At 72.7% G+C, this 18,507-nt stretch carries 24 protein-coding genes; 12 read left to right on the top strand and 12 right to left on the bottom strand.

What is annotated here, in order from left to right:
* Positions 1–25: 25 nt before the first annotated feature.
* From ACZ4TR_RS43955 to ACZ4TR_RS43940, 4 genes are all read left to right on the top strand, one after another.
* Positions 26–922 (top strand): oxidoreductase, encoded by an 897-nt coding sequence (locus ACZ4TR_RS43955; RefSeq protein ID WP_465294378.1) that lies wholly within the window; start codon positions 26–28, stop codon positions 920–922.
* A 128-nt stretch (positions 923–1,050) separates the two neighbouring features.
* Complete coding sequence (locus ACZ4TR_RS43950) at positions 1,051–1,764, top strand: GntR family transcriptional regulator (protein WP_465294376.1); 714 nt, start codon at positions 1,051–1,053, stop codon at positions 1,762–1,764.
* 40 nt (positions 1,765–1,804) lie between these two features.
* Positions 1,805–2,965, top strand: coding sequence for an NAD(P)/FAD-dependent oxidoreductase (locus ACZ4TR_RS43945; protein ID WP_465294374.1), 1,161 nt, complete (start codon positions 1,805–1,807; stop codon positions 2,963–2,965).
* Between the two features lie 68 nt (positions 2,966–3,033).
* A complete protein-coding gene (locus ACZ4TR_RS43940) occupies positions 3,034–4,545 on the top strand; it encodes an AbgT family transporter (protein ID WP_465294372.1) in 1,512 nt (503 codons plus the stop codon).
* A gap of 7 nt (positions 4,546–4,552) precedes the next feature.
* Here ACZ4TR_RS43940 and ACZ4TR_RS43935 read toward each other — a convergent pair whose 3' ends face one another.
* The 3 genes from ACZ4TR_RS43935 to ACZ4TR_RS43925 are packed head-to-tail and all read right to left on the bottom strand — an operon-like array spanning position 4,553 to position 6,851.
* The gene (locus tag ACZ4TR_RS43935) at positions 4,553–5,758 is read right to left on the bottom strand and encodes an RNA polymerase sigma factor (protein WP_465294370.1); all 1,206 of its coding nucleotides are present in this window, start codon (positions 5,756–5,758) and stop codon (positions 4,553–4,555) included.
* Positions 5,755–6,108, bottom strand: coding sequence for a YciI family protein (locus tag ACZ4TR_RS43930; protein WP_465294566.1), 354 nt, complete (start codon positions 6,106–6,108; stop codon positions 5,755–5,757). The genes ACZ4TR_RS43935 and ACZ4TR_RS43930 overlap by 4 nt, the downstream gene beginning before the upstream one ends.
* Before the next feature lie 5 nt (positions 6,109–6,113).
* Positions 6,114–6,851, bottom strand: coding sequence for a dihydrofolate reductase family protein (locus tag ACZ4TR_RS43925; protein ID WP_465294368.1), 738 nt, complete (start codon positions 6,849–6,851; stop codon positions 6,114–6,116).
* A gap of 1 nt (position 6,852) precedes the next feature.
* Here ACZ4TR_RS43925 and ACZ4TR_RS43920 point away from each other — a divergent pair, with 1 nt between their 5' ends.
* The gene (locus ACZ4TR_RS43920; protein WP_465294366.1) at positions 6,853–7,032 is read left to right on the top strand and encodes a YkvA family protein; all 180 of its coding nucleotides are present in this window, start codon (positions 6,853–6,855) and stop codon (positions 7,030–7,032) included.
* On the opposite strand, the gene ACZ4TR_RS43915 is transcribed toward ACZ4TR_RS43920, so the two are convergent.
* The 4 genes from ACZ4TR_RS43915 to ACZ4TR_RS43900 all read right to left on the bottom strand — a co-directional run bounded on the left by ACZ4TR_RS43915 (position 7,033) and on the right by ACZ4TR_RS43900 (position 8,820).
* Complete coding sequence (locus tag ACZ4TR_RS43915; protein ID WP_465294364.1) at positions 7,033–7,317, bottom strand: hypothetical protein; 285 nt, start codon at positions 7,315–7,317, stop codon at positions 7,033–7,035. It abuts the gene before it with no gap.
* Positions 7,318–7,346: 29 nt separating this feature from the next.
* Positions 7,347–7,826, bottom strand: a complete 480-nt coding sequence (locus ACZ4TR_RS43910; RefSeq protein ID WP_364515037.1) for a DivIVA domain-containing protein — start codon at positions 7,824–7,826, stop codon at positions 7,347–7,349.
* Entirely contained in the window at positions 7,823–8,251 is a 429-nt protein-coding gene (locus ACZ4TR_RS43905; protein WP_364515040.1) for a DUF6292 family protein, read from the bottom strand. Before ACZ4TR_RS43905 ends, ACZ4TR_RS43910 begins: the two co-directional genes overlap by 4 nt.
* Before the next feature lie 131 nt (positions 8,252–8,382).
* Entirely contained in the window at positions 8,383–8,820 is a 438-nt protein-coding gene (locus ACZ4TR_RS43900) for an Hsp20/alpha crystallin family protein (protein WP_465294362.1), read from the bottom strand.
* A gap of 101 nt (positions 8,821–8,921) precedes the next feature.
* Between ACZ4TR_RS43900 and ACZ4TR_RS43895 the strand changes: the two genes are divergently transcribed.
* The 3 genes from ACZ4TR_RS43895 to ACZ4TR_RS43885 are packed head-to-tail and all read left to right on the top strand — an operon-like array spanning position 8,922 to position 10,771.
* A complete protein-coding gene (locus tag ACZ4TR_RS43895; protein WP_465294360.1) occupies positions 8,922–9,533 on the top strand; it encodes an HSP18 transcriptional regulator in 612 nt (203 codons plus the stop codon).
* Between the two features lie 30 nt (positions 9,534–9,563).
* A complete protein-coding gene (locus ACZ4TR_RS43890) occupies positions 9,564–9,758 on the top strand; it encodes a hypothetical protein (RefSeq protein ID WP_465294358.1) in 195 nt (64 codons plus the stop codon).
* The gene (locus tag ACZ4TR_RS43885; protein ID WP_465294356.1) at positions 9,755–10,771 is read left to right on the top strand and encodes an RNA polymerase subunit sigma-70; all 1,017 of its coding nucleotides are present in this window, start codon (positions 9,755–9,757) and stop codon (positions 10,769–10,771) included. The genes ACZ4TR_RS43890 and ACZ4TR_RS43885 overlap by 4 nt, the downstream gene beginning before the upstream one ends.
* Positions 10,772–10,832: 61 nt before the next feature.
* On the opposite strand, the gene ACZ4TR_RS43880 is transcribed toward ACZ4TR_RS43885, so the two are convergent.
* Complete coding sequence (locus ACZ4TR_RS43880; RefSeq protein ID WP_465294354.1) at positions 10,833–11,750, bottom strand: alpha/beta hydrolase fold domain-containing protein; 918 nt, start codon at positions 11,748–11,750, stop codon at positions 10,833–10,835.
* A gap of 89 nt (positions 11,751–11,839) precedes the next feature.
* On the opposite strand from ACZ4TR_RS43880, the gene ACZ4TR_RS43875 reads away from it, so the two are divergent.
* The 4 genes from ACZ4TR_RS43875 to ACZ4TR_RS43860 all read left to right on the top strand — a co-directional run bounded on the left by ACZ4TR_RS43875 (position 11,840) and on the right by ACZ4TR_RS43860 (position 15,623).
* The gene (locus ACZ4TR_RS43875; protein ID WP_465294352.1) at positions 11,840–12,301 is read left to right on the top strand and encodes a DUF6098 family protein; all 462 of its coding nucleotides are present in this window, start codon (positions 11,840–11,842) and stop codon (positions 12,299–12,301) included.
* A 140-nt stretch (positions 12,302–12,441) separates the two neighbouring features.
* On the top strand, positions 12,442–14,778 hold the full coding sequence (locus tag ACZ4TR_RS43870) for a molybdopterin oxidoreductase family protein (protein ID WP_465294350.1): 2,337 nt from the start codon (positions 12,442–12,444) through the stop codon (positions 14,776–14,778).
* Positions 14,775–15,257 carry a hypothetical protein gene (locus ACZ4TR_RS43865; protein WP_465294348.1) on the top strand — a complete coding sequence of 161 codons (483 nt, stop codon included), beginning with the start codon at positions 14,775–14,777 and terminating at the stop codon, positions 15,255–15,257. The genes ACZ4TR_RS43870 and ACZ4TR_RS43865 overlap by 4 nt, the downstream gene beginning before the upstream one ends.
* A gap of 120 nt (positions 15,258–15,377) precedes the next feature.
* Positions 15,378–15,623, top strand: a complete 246-nt coding sequence (locus ACZ4TR_RS43860; protein WP_465294346.1) for a hypothetical protein — start codon at positions 15,378–15,380, stop codon at positions 15,621–15,623.
* Positions 15,624–15,644: 21 nt separating this feature from the next.
* On the opposite strand, the gene ACZ4TR_RS43855 is transcribed toward ACZ4TR_RS43860, so the two are convergent.
* Genes ACZ4TR_RS43855 through ACZ4TR_RS43840 form a run of 4 tightly spaced genes read right to left on the bottom strand, consistent with a single transcriptional unit; the run spans position 15,645 to position 18,506 of the window.
* Positions 15,645–17,147, bottom strand: a complete 1,503-nt coding sequence (locus tag ACZ4TR_RS43855) for a hydroxysqualene dehydroxylase (protein ID WP_465294344.1) — start codon at positions 17,145–17,147, stop codon at positions 15,645–15,647.
* Positions 17,144–17,854 (bottom strand): class I SAM-dependent methyltransferase, encoded by a 711-nt coding sequence (locus ACZ4TR_RS43850; RefSeq protein WP_364528587.1) that lies wholly within the window; start codon positions 17,852–17,854, stop codon positions 17,144–17,146. Before ACZ4TR_RS43850 ends, ACZ4TR_RS43855 begins: the two co-directional genes overlap by 4 nt.
* Positions 17,851–18,168, bottom strand: coding sequence for a lycopene cyclase domain-containing protein (locus ACZ4TR_RS43845; protein ID WP_465294342.1), 318 nt, complete (start codon positions 18,166–18,168; stop codon positions 17,851–17,853). The genes ACZ4TR_RS43850 and ACZ4TR_RS43845 overlap by 4 nt, the downstream gene beginning before the upstream one ends.
* Positions 18,168–18,506, bottom strand: coding sequence for a lycopene cyclase domain-containing protein (locus tag ACZ4TR_RS43840; protein ID WP_465294340.1), 339 nt, complete (start codon positions 18,504–18,506; stop codon positions 18,168–18,170). Before ACZ4TR_RS43840 ends, ACZ4TR_RS43845 begins: the two co-directional genes overlap by 1 nt.
* Between the last annotated feature and the right edge of the window lies 1 nt (position 18,507).

Raw genomic sequence — 18,507 nt, 5'->3', positions numbered from 1 at the left:
CCGGGGTCCGGGCGACAATCGGAAGATGACGATGCCCGATACCTCGAACGTCGCCGTGGTCGGTCCGGGGGCGATCGGTACGACCGTCGCGGCGGCGCTGCATCAGGCGGGACGCACGCCGAGGCTGTACGGCCGCACGGCTCGTGACCAGCTCGTGCTGCGGACCGCGGAGGATCGGATCGTGGTGCCGGGGCCCGTCCGGGTCGAGGTGACCGAGGATGTGGTCCCGGCCGATCTCGTGTTCCTGGCCGTCAAGGCGACGCAGGTCGAGGCGGCCGCGCCGTGGCTGGCCGCGCTGTGCCGGCCCGGCACGGTGGTCTGCGTCCTCCAGAACGGGGTCGACCAGGAAGCCACCGTCGCGGCCCACGCTCCCCGTTGCCAGGTGCTGCCCAGTGTCGTGTGGTTTCCGGCGCAGGCCCAGGCCGACGGCTCGGTGTGGCTGCGCGCCGAGGCCCGCCTGACGGTGCCGGACACCCAGCCGGGCCGCGTGGTGTCCGAAGCGCTGTCCGGGAGCCTGTGCACGGTCGAGCCGGCGACCGACTTCCTTTCGCCGGCGTGGCGCAAGCTCCTGCAGAACGCGCTCGCCGGGCTCATGGTCCTCACCGGCAGGCGAGCCGGCATGTTCGCCCGCGCCGACATCGCCGAACTCGGGCTCGCGTACCTGCGGGAGTGCCTCGCCGTGGCCCGGGCCGAGGGGGCCGACCTCGACGACGCGGTGCCGCAGGAGATCGTCGCCGGCTTTCGGGCCTATCCGCCCGACCTGGGCACGTCGATCCTGACCGACCGGGAGGCCGGGCGGCCCCTCGAATGGGAGGTCCGGAACGGCGTCGTGCGGCGATGTGGACGGCGGCACGGCATCCCGACACCGATCAGCGACCTGGTCGTTCCGCTGCTCGCCGCCGCCAGTGACGGGCCAGGGTGACGCGGCGGTCCTGACACGGCGCTGAAGGCCGTCTTCTCCGGTTCGTCCGGGAGGCGGCCTTCGTGCTGTCGGCCGACGACCGCGAACCGGCACTTGACCGGACATTTGCTCAATTGTACGGTCAATTCATGTCAGAGGCGTTGCACCTGCGGATCAAGCGGGCGATCGAAGAGCAGATCCACTCCGGGGCGCTGCCGGCCGGAGCGCGGCTGCCGACCGAGAAAGACCTGTGCGACCAGTACGGCGTCAGCCGCGCCACCGCGCAGCGCGTGCTCAACGACCTGGCGAAAGCGGGCCTGGCCGTCCGGCGGCGGCGGCACGGCACCTTCGTCGCGGACGGCGTGCGGCAGGTCAACCTGCTCAACTTCGTCGTGCCCGGCACCGCCGAGAAGGGTGCTCCGGGCCGCCACGAGATCGTGTCCGCGCGGATCACCACGGCCGCCGACGCCGTCCTCGCCCTGCCCGGCGCCGAGCCGGACACCGCCGTGGTCGAACTCGTCCGCCGCAAGCTGGATCTGCGCGAGCGACCGCAGTCGATCGAGCGGCACGTCCTGCTCTTCTCGGTGGCTCCCGACCTGCTGGACGAGGACCTCGAACACCTCGTCAGCCTCGCTTACCTGCGACGCCGGGGCGTGCCGGTCGACACGATCCGGCTCTACCTCGACCCGGTGAACCTCGACGAACACGACGCGGGCCTGCTCGACAGCGAACCGGGCACGGCGACCATGCGGCGGCGCCGGGAGCTGCGCGTCACCGACGGGAGCGTCGTCGAAGTCGTCACCGCGCTCGTCCGCCCGGGTACCGCCGAGTTCTTCGTCGAGCTGCCCGCTTCGGCCGTCTGAGCACTGTCCACTGTGTCCACTTCGAAAGGGAGGTTCGCGGATGAAGGTCATCGTGGTCGGGGCCGGTGTGCTGGGGACCGCGGTCGCGCGGGCGCTCGCCGTCGCCGGCGAGGAGGTGCTGCTGCTGGACCGCTGGCGGCCGGGCCGCGGGACCACCTCGACGACGTTCGCGTGGACCAACGCGAACCGGAAGCTCGACCCGGCCTACCACCGGCTGAACGTCGCGGGGATGGCCGAGCACGCGGACCTCGCCCGGCGGCTGCCCGGCCCGCCGTCGTACTTCCCCAGCGGCGCCCTGCACTGGGCGGACGCCGCGAGCGCGCGCTGGCTCACGGACAACGTCGACCGGTTGCGGGCCCTGGAATATCCGGTGCGGTGGATCGAGCGCGACGAAGCGACGCGGATCGCCGGAGCACTCCGGATCCCCTCGGACGCGGTGTCGTTCGCGCACTTCCCGAGCGAGGGGTACGTCCTGCCGGACCGGCTGCTGGGAAACCTGCTCGCGGACGCCGAGCGTCACGGGGCGACGTTCACGATCGGCGAGGTCGTCACGATCGACGACGGCCCCGGCGAAGTGTCCGTCACGCTGGCCGGCGGCGAGGTCCGCACGGCCGACCGGGTCGTCCTGGCGACCGGCCGCTGGAGCGAGCGGCTCGCCGCGGGAGCCGGGATCGACCTGCCGATGCTGACCGACGCCGGGCGGGGAGCGCCGGCGATCGGGCTGCTCGGCTACGTGCGCACCCCCGGGATCGACCTGCGCTGCGTGGTCCATTCGCCGGGGCTCAACCTGCGTCCCGCGGCCGGCGGGCACACCGTCGTGCAGGCTCTCGACCTGAACGCCACCGTCGACCCGGCCGACCCGCCGTCCCCGGACGGGCCGATCGCACGCGAGATCGCCCGGCGGCTCTCGGCCGTGCTTCCCGAACCGGCCCCGGCCCCGGAAATCGACCTGCGCGTCGGGTTCCGTTCCCTGCCCGCGGACGGCCACACGATCGCCGGGTACGGCTCCCCCCGTGTCTACTGCCTCGTGTCGCACAGCGGCGTCACCCTGGGGCCGCTGCTGGGCCGCCTGGTCGCGACCGAGCTCGTGACCGGCCGGGGCCAGGAGCTCCTCGACGCGTTCCGCCCCGCCCGCTTTGCCGGCCGGCGGCGCCCGGACTTCGCAGCAGACCAGGACGCCACCCGGCTGGGTGAGCAATAAGTCCCCACCACGGAAGGCCGATCGGGATGACCGAAACGCACCGAAGCACCACTGCTCCCCGGACCGGGATGACCGTTCTCTTCCGCGTCATCGGCGCGATCGAACGCGCCGGGAACAAGCTGCCGCACCCGTTCTGGCTGTTCTGGATCCTGGCCGGGGTGCTGGCGGTCACCAGCCTCGTGCTGGCGCTGGCCGGCGTCCACGTCACCCTGCCGAAGACCGGCGAGGTCGTCGAGGTCAAGAACCTGCTTTCGCTGGACGGGATCGGCTTCGCCGCGAAGTCCGCATTGGACAACCTCGCGAAGTTCCCGCCGCTGGCGGTCATCCTCGTCATGCTGCTCGGAGTGAGCGTCGCCGAGAAGAGCGGCCTCCTCGAAGCCCTCCTGCGGATCACCGTGGTCCGCCTGCCCGGGCGCTGGGTGACGTTCGCGATCGCGTTCAGCGGGATGATCGCGCACATCATGAGCGACTCGGCGTACCTCGTGATGATCCCGTTGGGCGCACTCGCCTTCCGCGCGGCCGGCCGCAGTCCGGTGCTCGGGGTGATGGTCGCCTACGTCGCGGTGTCGGCGGGCTTCAACGCCAGCCCGCTCGTCACCCCGTCCGACGCCATCCGGTCGTCGCTGACCGCCGCGGCGGCGAAGACCGTCGACCCCGGCTACGTGGTGACGCCCGTCGCGACGTACTTTTTCTCCGCGGTGTCGTCGGTGGTCCTGGCCGGGCTGATCACCCTGGTCGTCGAGCTCGTCCTGGCCAAGCGGCCCGAGTTCGCACCGTCCGAAGAGGACGGTGACCCCGCCGCGGCCGCCCCGGCCATCCGGCTGACCGCGGTGGAACGCCGGGCGATGAAGGTGACCGCCGGGGTGTTCGTGCTGTTCGTGGCGGTGGTCGCGGTGCTCGTGGTGCTGCCGGGCTCGCCGCTGATGGGGGCCGGCGGCAGTTTCGTGCAGTCGGCGGTCGTGGTGAACATCAGCGTGTTCATCGCCCTGCTGTTCGCGATCCTGGGCTTCGGCTACGGCCGGATCACCGGCACCATCCCGTCGCTGTCGGACGTCCCGGTGATCATGGCCGGGGGAGTGGCCAAGATCGCTCCCGTGCTCGTGCTCTTCTTCGCCGTCTCGCAGTTCCTGGCCTACTTCACGTGGACCGGCATCGGGTCGGTCGTGGCGGTCGGGGGCGCGGACCTCCTGCGTTCGCTGAACGCGCCGCACCTGGTGGTGCTGCTCGCCATCGTGCTGGCCGTCGCCCTGCTGAACATGCTCGTCACCAGCGGGTCGGCGATGTGGGCGATCCTCGCGCCGATCCTGGTGCCGATGATGATGTACTTGCAGGTGCGCCCGGAAGCGGCGATGGGTGCCTTCATGATCGGCGACTCGGTCACCAACGCGGTGACCCCGATGAGCCCGTACTTCGTGCTGGCGCTGGGCTTCGTGCAGCAGTACCGGAAGAACGCGGGAATCGGGACCCTGATGTCCTTCACCGTGCCGATCGCGTTCGTCTTCCTGATCGCCTGGTCGGCGCTGTTCGCGCTCTGGTACGGCCTCGGCCTGCCGCTGGGCCCGGGGGTTTCCCTCCGGTAGGGCCCGCTCATCCCAGCCGCGCCGCCCGGGTCAGGAGGTGGCGCCGCTCGGGCTCGCTGGTGGTGCGCCGGGCCGCCTCGCGGTAGCCGGCGCGGGCCGCGTCGTGGTCGCCGGCCAGCTCCAGCAGGTGGGCCCGCACCGACACGAGGTGGTGGGAGACGGCGATGCGCCCGTCGGCCGCGACGGTGTCGAGCAGGGCCAGCCCCGCCGCGGGGCCGTGGACCTCGGCCACCGCGACCGCCCGGTTGAGCGTCACTGCCGGGTTGGGGGCCACGCGCTCGAGCACCGTGTAGAGGGCCAGGATCTGCGGCCAGTCGGTGACGTCGGCGGTGGGTGCCTCGTCGTGGACGGCGGCGATGGCGGCCTGCAGCTGGTACGGGCCGATCGGGCCGCTCGCCAGGGCGGCGGTCACCAGCGCCACGCCTTCGGCGATGGCTTCGGTGTCCCAGAGCGTCCGGTCCTGTTCGCTCAGCGGCACCAGCGAGCCGTCCGGCGCCGTGCGGGCCCGGCGGCGGGCGTCGGTCAGCAGCAGCAGGCCCAGGAGCCCGGCCACCTCACCGTCGCCGGGGACCAGCCGGTGCAGGTCGCGGGCCAGCCGGATGGCCTCGGCCGTCAGCTCGGCCCGCACCAGCCGCGTTCCCGACGTGGCCGTGTAGCCCTCGTTGAAGACGAGGTAGATCACCTGGAGCACGACCCCGAGCCGCGCCGCCTGCTCGGCCGGCGGCGGCAGGGCGAAGCCGGCTCCGGCCGCCTTGATGCGCTGCTTGGCCCGGCTGATGCGCTGCGCCATGGTCGCCTCGGGCACGAGGAAGGCCCGGGCGATCTCGGCGGTCGACAGGCCGCCGACGGCCCGCAGGGTCAGCGCGATCTGCGACGGGGGCGTCAGCGCCGGGTGGCAGCACAGGAACAGCAGCGTGAGGGTGTCGTCGTGCTCCTCGCCACCGGCGGGAGGGGGCGGCGTGCGGAGGGCGTCGGCCTCCTCCCGCCGGCGGCGGGCGGCGTCACTGCGCACGTGGTCGGCGAGGCGGCGCGTCGCCACCGTCACCAGCCACGCCCGGGGGCTCTCCGGCCACCCCTCCACCGGCCACTGGGCCGCGGCCGCCACCAGCGCCTCCTGGACGGCGTCCTCGCAGGCGTCGAACCGGCCGTAGCGGCGCACCAGCGCGCCGAGCACCTCCGGGACCAGCCGCCGGACGGCCCGCCAGCCGGTCACGGCTCGAGGGTGGCCTCGTGCATGAGTGGCCGGACCTCGACCCCCCAGTGGCGCGCCGAGGGGTTGCGAGCCGCGATCTCCAGGGCCCGGTCCAGGCTGTCGCAGTCGAGGATCGTGAAGCTGCCCAGGTACTCCTTGGCCTCGGCGAAGGGGCCGTCGGTCACCACCGGCGTCCCGCCGGCGACCCGGACCATCTTGGAGTTCATCTGGTCGGCCATCCCGTAGGCGCCGACCAGCTCACCGGACTCGAACAGCTCCTGGTTGAGGGCGTCGGTCTCGCGGATGAGCTCGGCGAGCGCCTCCGCGCCGATCGAGCCGAAGGCTTCTTCGTTGCCGTAGATCAGCAGCATGTACTTCACCGTGCGCTCCTCCGCTCCGCCTGGGCCGGTCCGACCAGCTCGCCGCTGGAACCACGATCGTCCAGCACCAGTTTCGACCGCCCGGTGACGGTATAGCGGAGGTGGGTGACCCCCGGCGACTCGACGACGCGGTCCGGGACGAGCTCGATGCCGTCGTCCGCGCCGAGGCCGAGGCCGGCGTCGAACAGGCGCTGGCCGTCACCCAGCAGCACCGGCGCGACGTGCAACTCGAACTGGTCGAGCAACCCGGCGCGCAGGATCTGGCGCAGGAGCTCCCCGCCGCCGGCCACGGCCACGTCCTTGCCGCCGGCGGCGTCCCGGGCCAGCTCGACGGCCCGCTCGGGTCCTTCGGTGACGAAGGTGAAGGAGGTACCACCCCGGCGTTCGAGCACCTCCCGGGGGCGGTGGGTGACGACGAACACCGGGGCGTGGAACGGCGGCTCGTCACCCCAGGGGGCCTCGCCGGCGTCGAACATGCGCCGGCCCATGACGTAGGCGCCGGCCGCGGCGAACGTCTCCGCGATGATTTCCGAGTCGATCGACTGCTCGCCGCCGGTGCCGCCCTGCCGCTCGCGCCAGGCCGCGGCGTCGACGGCCCAGCGGGTGACCCGGAAGAACCCGGGCGCTTCGGGTCCCTTCATCCAGCCACTCATGTCCGTGGCGCCCGGCGCGTCCCGCGGTCCGGTGTAGAAGCCGTCGAGGGACACCGACATCTGGGCGGTCACCTTGGTCATCGTGCGTGCTCCTGCCGTGGGGGCGGCCCGCTCGGCCGCCGGTGCCCACTGGTCGGAGCCGAGCGCTCGTTCTCGACATGCGCCGACGAGAAATTTTTCGGAGCTTCGACACCTGGCGTTCCCGATCGACCGGATCCCCGGCGTCATCCCGGTCCTCGGTCAGGCCGACGACCGGTCATGATCACGCCGCGGACGCGTTTTCGGCCCGCGCCGGCGAGCGGGTGTCGGTGACCGCGGTGTACACGGCGGTGGCGTCGAGCGCGGGATCCCACAGGACGGTGCCGACGACGTGGGCGAGCTTGCGTCGCCGGTGCTGCTCGGTGTCGGTGAGCGCGACGTCCGTCGGGCGGCCGTTCTTGACCGCGTAGACCGCGCGGGTCACGAGGACGGCTTCCTGCCGGGTCGTGCCGAGGTCGGCGGCCGCCGCGAAGATCTTCTCCGCCGCGGCGCGGGCGAGGTCGTTCATCGTCGTCTTTCCCCCGGGGACGGGCCGGGTCACGCGGCGGCGAGCCCGGCTCGCCGACGAAGAGCGGGCTGCTGCGGTTCTTCGGCCAGGAGGTCTTCGGCGCGGGCCAGGAAATCGTCGATCGCGCGCAGCCGGGCCGCGGTGCGCCGTTCGGCTTCGGCGGCCCGCTCCCGCACGGCCGCGGCGCGGCGGTGTGCCGTCGCGACGATGGCGTCCGCTTCGGTCCGGGCGCACTCGAGCATGAGCCGGACGCGCTCGCCGAGCGCGCCCGGGTCGGCCGGCGTGCGGGCCAGCCGGTTCAGCCGGGTACGCAGGTCATCGACCTCCGCGCGGGCCGATTCCAGGTGCCGCAGAAGGGTTTCGGCCTCGGCGACGGCGGCGTCGCGGTCGAGGGTCAGCAGCCGGATCTCTTCGTTCAGGTCGGCCAGGTGCTCGTCGACCTGCTCACGGTCGTAGCCGCGGACCGCGAGGGCGAAGGACACCGGCAGCGGCAGGGAACCGGGCGTCACGTCGTGCTCCGGTCGCGCAGGGCGGCGTCGAGTCCGGCAAGGCCGGTGGCGGTGCGCAGCGCCGGTGGGTCGAGCCGGCCGACGCGGTGGTCGTCTTCGCGCAGTGCGGTGACGAACCGGGCGATCTTCCCCGGGGCCGGGGTGATGGTGGGCCCGCCGAGGTAGCGCACGACGATGAGGTCTTCGCCGGAGTGGGTCTCGACGGCGGCGGCCCAGCCGCGGACCTCGTCCCACAGCAGGGCGACGTCCCGGCCGGGGTACCCGGGCAGGTGCTCGTCGAGCGCGACGTAGGCGGAGACGGGGGTGTCGTGGTCGACGGTGCAGGATTCGGGGCCGATGCCGAGTGCGGTGGTGACGTCGGCGAGGTAGGTCCACAGCGCGGTGAGGGCGGGGTGGCCGGCCGGGATGTGCAGCGATGCGGTCACGGGTGCGGATGCCTTCCGGGGACAGTGTCTTCCGAGTCTTTCGAGGACAGTGCCTTTCGGAGACGGCCTTGGGATGGGCGTGGCCGGCGCAGGACCGGGCCGGGGTGCCGGTCCTGCGCCGGGCGGGCTCGTCAGGCCTGGATCTCCTTGCGGTCGCCGGCCGCGCCGGTGATGTCGATGCGGCGTGGCTTGGCCTTCTCGGCGACCGGGATGCGCAGGGTGAGCACGCCGGCTTCGTAGTCGGCGGTGATGTGGTCGGTGTCGAGGGTGTCGCCGAGGAACAGCTGGCGGGAGAACACGCCGAGCGGGCGTTCGGACACCTGCATCTGGACGTCATCACCGCCGGCCGCGGGCCGTCGTTCGGCCTTGACGGTCAGGACGTTGCGTTCGATGTCGAGCTCGATGGCGTCCTTCGTGACGCCGGGCAGGTCGAAGCAGACGACGAACTCGTCGCCGGCGCGGTAGGCGTCCATCGGCATCGCGGCCGGCTTGGACCAGGTGCCGGGGCCGCCGAAGACCTGCTGGGCGAAGCGGTCCAGTTCCCGGAAGGGGTCGGTGCGCATCAACATGGGGTCCACCTCCTGGCTCGATGATCTGGTGTCAACACGCACTACTGTTCTAACATGTCATCGAAACGATGACAAGTGATTGGTCGTCGAAGGGATGACAGATGGTGGACCGGGATCCGATCGGCGCCGTGCGGGACGTGCACGAGGTGGTGCTGGCGGCGGGCCGCGGCGAGGTGCCGGCCGATCGGCTGCTGGCCACGCTGGCCTCGTTGCGTTCGCTGCGGGAGCAGCTGGCCGGGTGGGAGCCGGAGCTGATCGCCGCGGCGCGCTCCGGCGGTACCAGCTGGGCGGCCCTCGCGCCGGCACTGGGCGTGGCGAGCAGGCAGGCCGCGGAACGGCGGTTCCTCCGGCTGCGGCCGTCGGCGTCGGGAGAGACGACGGGGGAGGCGCGGGTCGACGCCGAGCGGGACCGCCGTGCGGGTGATCGCGCGGTCGCGGACTGGGCTCGCCGCAACTCCGCGGTGCTGCGGCAGCTGGCCGGTCAGGTCAGTGCGCTCGAAGACCTGGACGGCGAGGCGCGCGTGAACGCCGACCGGCTCGGCGCGGCCCTCGGCGACGACGACGTCACCAGCCTGCTGCCCCCGTTGGCAGCGGTCCGCGCCCACCTGAAGCGCGCTCACGCGGGCCTGGCCGACCGGGTCCGTGCCATCGGCGACCACGTCGACCTGGTGCGCCGCGACGCCGCCGGGCACCGTCGCGGGCGCGCCGTCTGACCACGGCGGCCCGGGGTCAGGCGTCGAGCTGTGACCGCGGCGACGATCCGCGGGTTGCCGGACTGCGGGCGACCGGCGAACCCGGCGTTCTCCACCGGGTGGAAGTTCATCGAAGCGCTCGACGGCCGCGGTGACGTGGTCCGGCTCACCGATGAGTTCGGGGCCTCGGGCGCGTCATACGTGCAGAGGCCGAAGTTCGCGGGGAAGAAGGTGTTGTCCTGGTGACCGACGTGACGAGCCCGCCGCGGCCGGAGAAGTTCGACGAGCCCGCGTTCGCCGCGCTGGTCGAACGCCACCGCGCGGAGCTGCACCTGCACTGTTACCGGTTCATGGCGGCGACGCAGGACGCGGAGGACCTGGTCCAGGAGACGTTCCTGCGCGCGTGGGCGAAACGCGCGAGTTTCCAGGGCCGGTCGACGTTCCGGGCGTGGCTGTACGGCATCGCGACGAACGCGTGCCTCGACGCGCTTCGCCGCCGTGCGCGGCGGGTGACCCCGCCGGAGGTGACCGGTCCGGCCAATCCGCTGGCCCGGCCGGGGCCGGCGACGGACCTGCCGTGGCTGGAGCCGTACCCGGACCTTCTCTTGGAGAACGTCGTGGCCGCCGGGGTGGACCCGGAAGCGATGCTGGTCCGCCGGGAGGCGACCGAGCTGGCGTTCATGGCCGCGATCCAGCACCTGCCGCCGCGGCAGCGTGCGGTGCTCATCTTGCGGGATGTCGTCGAGTGGTCGGCGAAGGAAACGGCCACGGCGTTGGGCATGACGGTCGTGTCGGTCAACAGCGCGTTGCAGCGCGCCCGGGAGACGCTCAGGAGGCGCTGGGTGCGCGACGACACCGGTCACCAGGCGCTCTCGCGCCTCAGCGAGGTCGAGAAGTCCCTGCTCGCGGGCATGGTCGAGGCGTGGGATCGGACCGACATCGACGCGGTCGCTGCTCTGCTCGGCGCGGACGCGCGCTTGGTGATGCCCCCGACGACGTCGTGGTACGACGGGCGGGAGGCGGTCACGACCTTCCTCGCCTCGCACGCGTTCACCCCGGGCATGGCGGGCCGCATGCGCGCGGTGGCGACTGCTGCGAACCGCCAGCCGGCGCTGGGTGTTTACATCCGGGACGAGCGGGGCCGTTTCCGGCCGTTCGCGTTGCTGGTGCTGACCGTCGGGGACGGCGCGGTCAGCGAGCTGACCCTGTTCCACCTGCCTCGGCTCTTCCCGCTGTGCGGCTTGCCGGCCGAGCTGTAGACCATCCGCGCGGCCGCTCGGCGCCGGCCCGGGAAAGTCGGCGGCGATCCGGCTCTCGAGGTCAGCGGTCCGGCTTGCCGGGTGGCCGCCGGAGGATGCGCTCGATGTGGTTCCTCGCTTCGCGGCCCTCGGGGATGTTCTGCATGACCCAGTTGTGGAACATGCCGGGGTATTCGCCGTAGTCGACGTCGATGCCCGCGTCCCGGGCGCGGGCGGTGAAGCGGCGCGCGTCGGGCAGGAGGAGGTCGCGGGTGCCGATGAACAGGCTGAACGGCCCCAGGCCGGTCAGGTCGGCGTGCAGCGGGCTGATGCGGGGGTCGTGCGGCTCGGTGCCCTCGGCGTACATCCGGCCGGCTTCGCGCAGGCCGGTGATGCCGAGCATCGGGTCATGTTCGTCGAGGACGACGGAAATCGGGTCCTCGAGGGTGATGTCGAGCCACGGCGAGATCAGCACGAGCCGGGCGGGCTGCGCCCGGCCGGCGTCGCGCAGCCGCTGAGCGATCGCCAGTGCGAGCGCGCCGCCCGCCGAGTCGCCGGAGACCACCAGGTCTTCGGCCGGCCAGTCGTCGGCGATCCGTTCGTAGGCCGCGTACACCATCGGCAGCGTCTCGGTGTGGTCGTGCCGGGGGACCAGCGGGTAGATCGGCAGGGTGACGGCGCATCCGAGCCGGTCGACGAGGTCGACGGCGAAGCTCCAGTGGTGGGTCTCGATCTCCTCGACGTACCCGCCGCCGTGCAGGTGCAGCACGTGCGTGCCCGCGGTCGCGCCCCGGCGGGGCCGGAGTGTCCAGCACGGGAACCCGCGGACGTCCTGCCGCTCGATCGTGCAGGTCCGGCGCAGCCGCCGCGGCGGGCGGGCCATCGACGGACGCTGGTGGCGGTGGAGCCGGTGGTGCAGGGCCCGGGCATCGTCGTAGAAGCGCTTCTGGCCCGTGGCGCGCAGGTATGCCATGTACAGCTGTGCCTTCGTGCTCACCATGCCCGGCGGTTACCCCGTCGACGCGGCCGGTGAACGCGCCGGTTAGGCCCGGCCGGACCGGGTACGTGCGGTCCGGGGTGATGATGGACGTGATCGAGAGCGCTGACCTGCCCACGCTGAAGGACCTGGACGACATGGCCGGCCTGTTCGAGACCGAGGGCGGCGAAGACCTCTACGTCCGGTGGTCGCGCGGGCCGGAGACCGATCTGGGCAACGGCCTCGACCAGGCCAGCCGGGACGGGCTGACCGGCATCCGGCTGCCCGGTTTGTCGGCCAATTCCCTGAAAGTGGAGCCGTGGTGGAACGGACGGTCGGTGCGGTTGTGGCTCGCCCGCCGGCTCTACGACTACCAGCACCTGCGGGACCTCCGTGGTCCGGACGTGCGCCCGTGGGTCCTCCGGGGCCGGCTGGTGGCGCGCGGGCCGGACAACGAGCCGCTGGTGCACTGCGAGCGTCCGCTGGCGTGGGTGGCCGACGAGGTGCTGCAGGAAGCTCGCGAACTCGTCGACGAGCAGGGCTCGCGCGAATGGGGACCGATGGACCGGCGTTGACGGCGCGGGTTTGCCGCACGGCATCGGGGGTAACCGCTCGGGTCGGATGACGATCGGGAGGTGCGGCCTTGGCGCAACGCGACGGAATCACCCGGCCTTGGGGCACGCGTACCCCTTACGGTCCCGGCGAGGCGTGGCCGGTGCGGGTGGACAGTCACCTCGCCGGCGGGCTGACCGCGCAAGACGTCGACCGGTGGGTCCGCAGCGCCGCCGTGCTGCACTCCAATGGGGACGGTCTGGACATCGCGGTCAAAGACGGCGAAATCGTGGGAGTGCGCGGCCGCGCGGACGACCGCGTGAACCGCGGGCGGCTGGATCCGAAGGACCTGTTCGGCTGGCAGGCCAATTCCTCGCCGGACCGGCTGACCACGCCGATGATCCGGCGCGACGGCGAACTCGTCGAGGCGAGCTGGGACGAAGCCATGGCGCTCGTCGTCGAGCGCAGCAAGGAACTGCTGGACGAGCAGGGCCCGAGCGCGCTCGGCTTCTACACCAGCGGTCAGCTCTTCGCCGAGGAGTACTACACCCTCGCCGCGATCGCGCGCGCCGGGATCGGCACCCACCACCTCGACGGCAACACCCGGCTCTGCACGGCGACCGCCGCGGCCGCGCTCAAGGAGTCCTTCGGCTGCGACGGCCAGCCGGCGTCCTATTCGGACGTCGACCACGCCGACGTCATCGCCCTCTTCGGGCACAACGTCGCCGAGACCCAGGCCGTGCTGTGGACGCGCATCCTCGACCGGCTGGAGGGCCCGAACCCGCCGGCGGTGCTCTGCGTCGACCCGCGCGAGACGCCGGTCGCCCGCGCCGCGACGCTGCACCTCGCGCCGCTGCCCGGGACCAACCTCGCGCTGATGAACGGTCTGCTGCACGAGATCATCGCCCGCGACCGGGTCGACCACGACTACGTCGAGCGCTGCACCGTCGGTTACCCCGACCTGGAGAAGATGGTCGCGGACTACCCGCCGGAGCGGGTCGCGGCGATCTGCGGGCTCACCGAGGCCGAAATCCGGGCCGCGGCCGAACTCCTGGGGTCCGCGAAGCGGCTGCTGTGCACCGTGCTGCAGGGCTTCTACCAGTCGCACCAGGCCGCGGCCGCTTCCGTGCAGGTCAACAACCTCGCCCTGATCCGGGGCATGCTCGGCAAGCCGGGCGCGGGCGTGCTGCAGATGAACGGCCAGCCCACCGCCGAGAACACCCGCGAATGCGGCGCGGACGGCGACCTGACCGGCTTCCGCAACTGGGCCAACGACGCCCACGTCGCCGAACTGGCCGAGCTGTGGAACGTCGAGCAGAGCACGATCCCGCACTACGGCCCGCCGACCCACCTGATGCAAATGCTGCGGTACGCCGAAAACGGGACCCTGCGGTTCTTGTGGGTGTCGGCGACCAACCCGGCCGTGTCGCTGCCGGAGCTGCGCCGGGTCCGCTCGATCCTGACCCAGGAGCGGCTGTTCCTCGTCGTGCAGGACGCTTTCCGCACCGAAACCGCGGAACTCGCCGACGTCGTGCTCCCGGCGGCGATCTGGGGCGAGAAGACCGGCACGTTCACCAACGCCGACCGCACCGTGCACCTGTCGGAGAAGGCCGTCGAACCGCCCGGGCAAGCCCGGCCGGACCTCGACATCCTGCTCGACTACGCCCGCCGCATGGACTTCCGCGACAAGGACGGCGCACCGCTGCCGCAGTGGCATGACGCGGAATCCGCGTTCGAAGCCTGGAAACGCGCGTCGGCCGGGCGGCCGTGCGACTACTCCGGGCTCAGCTACGCGAAGCTGCGGACGACCAGCGGCGTGCAGTGGCCCTGCACCGAAGAGCACCCCGACGGCACCGAACGGCTCTACACCGACGGGAAGTTCTTCGCCCAGCCCGACTACTGCGAGAGCTACGGACGCGACCTGGTCACCGGCGCGCCGATGGAGCCCGACGAGTACCGGGCGATGAACCCGGACGGCAAGGCCATGATCAAGGCGGCCGAGTACCTGGAACCGCACGAGGCCCCGAGCGACGAGCACCCGTTCGCGCTGATCACCGGGCGGACGATCCACCACTTCCACACCCGGACCAAGACCGCTCGCGCGCCGCAGCTGCAGGCGGCGGCGCCGGAGTCGTGGGTCGAGGTGTCCGATGGGGACGCGAAGCGGCTCGACCTGCACGAGGGTGACTGGGCGGAGATCACGACGCCACGTGGGCAAGTGCGCGCCCGCGTCCGTGTCGGCGGCATCCGCGAGGGCGTCCTGTTCCTCCCGTTCCACTACGGCTACTTCGACACCGGAGACCCCGCCGGCCGCGACGGTGACCGTGCCGCGAACGAGCTGACGCCGACCGACTGGGACCCGGTCTCCAAGCAACCGCTGTTCAAGACGGCCGCGGCCGCGATCCGCCGCGCGGAACCCGGTCCCGCGCCCGCCGCGGCGGCGAACGCGAGCGACAACCGTGTCGGGGAAGACTTTCCGGCGGAGGAAGAACGGCGATGAAACTCGGACTGGCGATCCGTGAACTGCACCGGTCGGAAACCTCGCTGGCCCGGGACCTGGTCAAGGTCGCCGACCGGCACGTCGTCGAGCACGAGGTGCACCACGTCGCCCACGACCTCGCCGGCTGGTCCCGGGCGCACGTTCGCGAGCTCGCCGGCGCGGCCCGTGCGTACGACGTCGACCTGTCCGGCGACGTGCCGGCGTCGGCCAGGCCGGTGACGGCGCTGCGCACGAAGCTGGCCGAGCTGAGCGGCCGGCGGCCCGAACCCGGTCTGCTGCTGATCGCCGACCTGCGCCGGCTGCACCGCAAGGCCGCCGGCGTTTCCCTCGACTGGGAACTGCTGGCTCAGGGCGCCCAAGCCGTCAAGGATCCCGACCTGCTCGAGCTGGCCGGTCGTTGCCACCCGCAGACGCTCAGGCAGCTGAAGTGGACCAACGCGATGCTGAAGATCCTGTCCCCTCAGGTGCTGGCCAGCTGACACCCCCGAGGGGCAGCGTGGGCCGAAACGTCTGTTTTGTCCTGTATGGTGACGTCATCGCCGCGCTCTGCTACCCGCTGCTCACGCGGGGTCGCTCGAGCCGATCAGGAAAGGCACTTGATGAGCCTGTTCGACATGATCAAGGACAAGGCCACCGAACTGTTGGGCGGCGCGAGTGAGAAGGTCAGCGACCTGACCGGCGTCGACTTGCCGCTCGGTGACGCCGCCGGCCAGGTCGAGCAGACTGCCGCCGACGTGACCGGGGCCGGGCAGGACATCGCCGACACGGCGAGCGCGCAGGGGATGGACGCCCTCGGCAACCTCGGTCCGGTGGGCGACGCGATCGATCCGAACGCCCGGAGCTGAGCCCGCCACCGAGCCGTTCCGTCAGCGGATCCTTCGCTCCAGCAGGGACATCCGACCGTGGTTCGGGACCGAACGCAGCGGATGCCCCGCCAGCCCCCAGCCTCGCAGCAGCGCGTTCGCGGCACTCCAGCCGGTGGTGGCCGCGCGTTCCATGAGCGCTACGGGCAGGTCGACGCGGATCGCGTCACCGGCGAGGACCAGACCGGGTTCCGGCGTCTCGATGGTGGGCCGGCGGGCGAAACCGCCGACCGGGAACAGCGGGCAGTCCTGCCGGACCAGCGTGCTCTCGCCGAGCACCCGCGCTCGCGCGGTCTCCGGGTAGAGCCGGTGCAGGCGCTCGTCCATCTCCCGCGTGCTGCGGCCGGTGTCGTCGCCCGCGGCGTAGGCGTGCAGCTCGACCACCGAGCCGTGGGTGCGCCGGGCCCACCGGCGCGCCTCACCTTCGTACCGCTCGAGCACGCTGATGTTGTCCAGCGGCGGCAGACCGCCGGTGCCGAGGAAGGCCGGGCGGCCGGGGTCGACCGGGCGGTCGAGCCACAGCCGCCGCACGACGAACGGCGGCGCGGTGCGCAACGCGGCGACATCGGCTCGCCACTGGGGCGTGCCCAGCCCGGGGGAGCCGTCGACGACCCGCTGGAGTCCGGGCACGTCCCCGGCGAGCACGACTCCGTCGAACGGCTCGCCGTCGACCCGGAAGCCGGCCGGCAGCCGCTCGACGGTGGTGACCGCCGTGCCCGTGCGGAGGTCGGCCCGCAAGCCCGCGAGGTGGTCGGCCAGGGGATCCCACAGGGCTTGGGGGAACGGCTCGGCCGGGACGTCGAAGAGCAGCCCTTCGGACGACCCGAGGAAGTAGAGGTGGAACATCGTCGCGAGCTCGGCGGCCGACAACTCGCCCGGATCGGCGAAGAAGCTGCGGGAGAACACTTCGAACGCCAGGTGCCGGGCCGCCGCGGGGAAGTTGATCGCGGTGAGGAACGTCGCCGCGTCGAGGTGGTCCAGCTGCTCGTAGACGCGGGGGACGCTGACGGTGGCCAGCGGAAGCGCGCGCGGGCCGTTGAGGCGCAGCAGGTCCCGCGCGGAGAACGTGGGGCTGCGCAAGGCGAACGCGAGCGCGTTGAACGGCGGTGTCCGCGGCAGGCCGGCGAAGGTGTCGGTGCGCCCGTGCGGGTCGATCAGGGGGTAGTCCGGCACCGCGGTGAGCCGGCCGAGGCCGGGGTCGGTGCGGGCGAGCAGCGCGCGCAGGTTGTAGTACTGGCGGAAGAACGCGTGGAACCCGCGGCTCATGGTCACCGCGGTCCCGTCCGGCAGGCGCTCGGCCCAGCCGCCGGCCCGGCCGCCGAGGTGCGGCTCCCGTTCGAACACGGTCACCTCGACGCCGCGTTCGGCGAGCCCGGTCGCCGCCGTGAGTCCGGCGATGCCGCCGCCGACGACGGCGGCCCGCGGGCGCCGGCCGAGGAGCCCGGCGTCGGGGAGGCCGCCGGGCGCCGGGTACGTCACGGCGCGGCGGTCACGGCCCGGGATCACGCGCGGGTGCCCAGAACCGTGTGGACGATCCCGCGCTGCCAGCCGGTCATCGTGCCGGTGCGGACGTCGGTGAACCCGGCGGCGGTGAGGCGGGCGCAGAGGTCCGCGACGCCGTCGAAGGCGAGCACGCTGCGCCGCAGGTGCCGGTACAGCGTCGCGTCCCCGGTGGCGAGCCGGCCCGCGGGGATCACGATAGCGCCGCACACCGCGTTCCACACCCACCGGGCGCGGCGGGAGTCCCGCACCGAGTACTCGTGCACCGCGATGCGGCCGCCCGGGCGCAGCAGGTCGTGCAGGGTCTTCAGCTGCGCGTCGGGATCGGCGAGGTTGCGCAGGAGGTACGCGGCGAAGATCGCGTCGAACGGGCCGTGGACCCCCGCCAGCTCTTCCACCGGCGTGTGGACGAACTCCACGTGCTCCGGCCACGGCTTCGCGCGGGCCCGGGCGAGCATGGCGGCGGACGCGTCGATGGCGGTGACGCGCGCGTCCGGCGCGACGGCCAGCAGCGCGGCGGTCGAAGCGCCGGTGCCGCAGCCCGCGTCGAGGACGCGCGCGCCGGCGGCCGGCCCGAGCCGCCGCGCGGAGATGCGCAGGTGGTGGTGGTAACCGGGGTTCACGCCGACGAGCCGGTCGTACGCGGCGGCACCGCCGTCGAACGCGCCCGGGACCTCGGCGCGGGGCAAGCCGTTGTCCGGCAACGGGTTCATGCACTGTCCTTTCGCGACTTCCCGCGTTCCCACAGGAGCAGGACCGCGGTGACCAGGGCGTAGCCGAAGAGGAAGTCCTCGACGGGGATGTCCCAGGGGAACCGCCAGCCGGTGATGTGGCCGGGCGCGTACCGCACGATCGGCGCGGACAGCTTGGTCAGCCAGCCGTCGACCGGGATCTGGAACGCCGTCACGATGGCCATCGTGACCCAGTACGCGGGGCGGCGCAGCAGCCCGGTGCGGAGCACGGCCAGCTCGGCCGCCACCACCACGAGCACGGCGCCGACCGCGGGAACCGTGTACCCCCAGGGCATCAGCGCGACACCCGCTGCCGGATCCGGCGCAGGAGCGGGCTGAGCGCCTGCACCGCCTCGTAGGTCAGCACCCCGCAGACCGGGACGACGACGAAGAACAGCACCTCTTCCAGCGGGATCCCGAGCGGGTTCCGCACCCCGGTGACGAACGCCGGGTCGAAGTCCCAGACCCCGGCGGCGATCGCGATCGCGTCCCAGACCAGGAACACCGCCGCGACCGGCAGCACCGCCCGCGCCAGCCGCCGCGGCCGGCGGTAGACCCGGGCGCCGATCAGCTCCAGCGGCAGCGTCGCGACGACGCAGGCGCCGAGGACCAGCAGGTACTCCACCTTCCCCACG

The sequence above is a fragment of the Amycolatopsis sp. NPDC028719 genome, from assembly GCF_055565395.1.
Note: the sequence above shows the minus strand (reverse complement) of the source record. Positions and strands in the feature narration are given on the sequence as shown.

Coding starts and splice junctions, on each gene's coding strand:
- ACZ4TR_RS43955 (WP_465294378.1), top strand. CDS start 26: ATGACGATGCCCGATACCTCGAACGTCGCCGTGGTCGGTCCGGGGGCG.
- ACZ4TR_RS43950 (WP_465294376.1), top strand. CDS start 1,051: ATGTCAGAGGCGTTGCACCTGCGGATCAAGCGGGCGATCGAAGAGCAG.
- ACZ4TR_RS43945 (WP_465294374.1), top strand. CDS start 1,805: ATGAAGGTCATCGTGGTCGGGGCCGGTGTGCTGGGGACCGCGGTCGCG.
- ACZ4TR_RS43940 (WP_465294372.1), top strand. CDS start 3,034: ATGACCGTTCTCTTCCGCGTCATCGGCGCGATCGAACGCGCCGGGAAC.
- ACZ4TR_RS43930 (WP_465294566.1), bottom strand. CDS start 6,108: ATGCTGCTGATCTACGGCAACGAAGAAGCCTTCGGCTCGATCGGCGCG.
- ACZ4TR_RS43925 (WP_465294368.1), bottom strand. CDS start 6,851: ATGACCAAGGTGACCGCCCAGATGTCGGTGTCCCTCGACGGCTTCTAC.
- ACZ4TR_RS43915 (WP_465294364.1), bottom strand. CDS start 7,317: ATGAACGACCTCGCCCGCGCCGCGGCGGAGAAGATCTTCGCGGCGGCC.
- ACZ4TR_RS43900 (WP_465294362.1), bottom strand. CDS start 8,820: ATGTTGATGCGCACCGACCCCTTCCGGGAACTGGACCGCTTCGCCCAG.
- ACZ4TR_RS43895 (WP_465294360.1), top strand. CDS start 8,922: ATGGTGGACCGGGATCCGATCGGCGCCGTGCGGGACGTGCACGAGGTG.
- ACZ4TR_RS43880 (WP_465294354.1), bottom strand. CDS start 11,750: ATGGTGAGCACGAAGGCACAGCTGTACATGGCATACCTGCGCGCCACG.
- ACZ4TR_RS43865 (WP_465294348.1), top strand. CDS start 14,775: ATGAAACTCGGACTGGCGATCCGTGAACTGCACCGGTCGGAAACCTCG.
- ACZ4TR_RS43860 (WP_465294346.1), top strand. CDS start 15,378: ATGAGCCTGTTCGACATGATCAAGGACAAGGCCACCGAACTGTTGGGC.
- ACZ4TR_RS43850 (WP_364528587.1), bottom strand. CDS start 17,854: ATGAACCCGTTGCCGGACAACGGCTTGCCCCGCGCCGAGGTCCCGGGC.
- ACZ4TR_RS43845 (WP_465294342.1), bottom strand. CDS start 18,168: ATGCCCTGGGGGTACACGGTTCCCGCGGTCGGCGCCGTGCTCGTGGTG.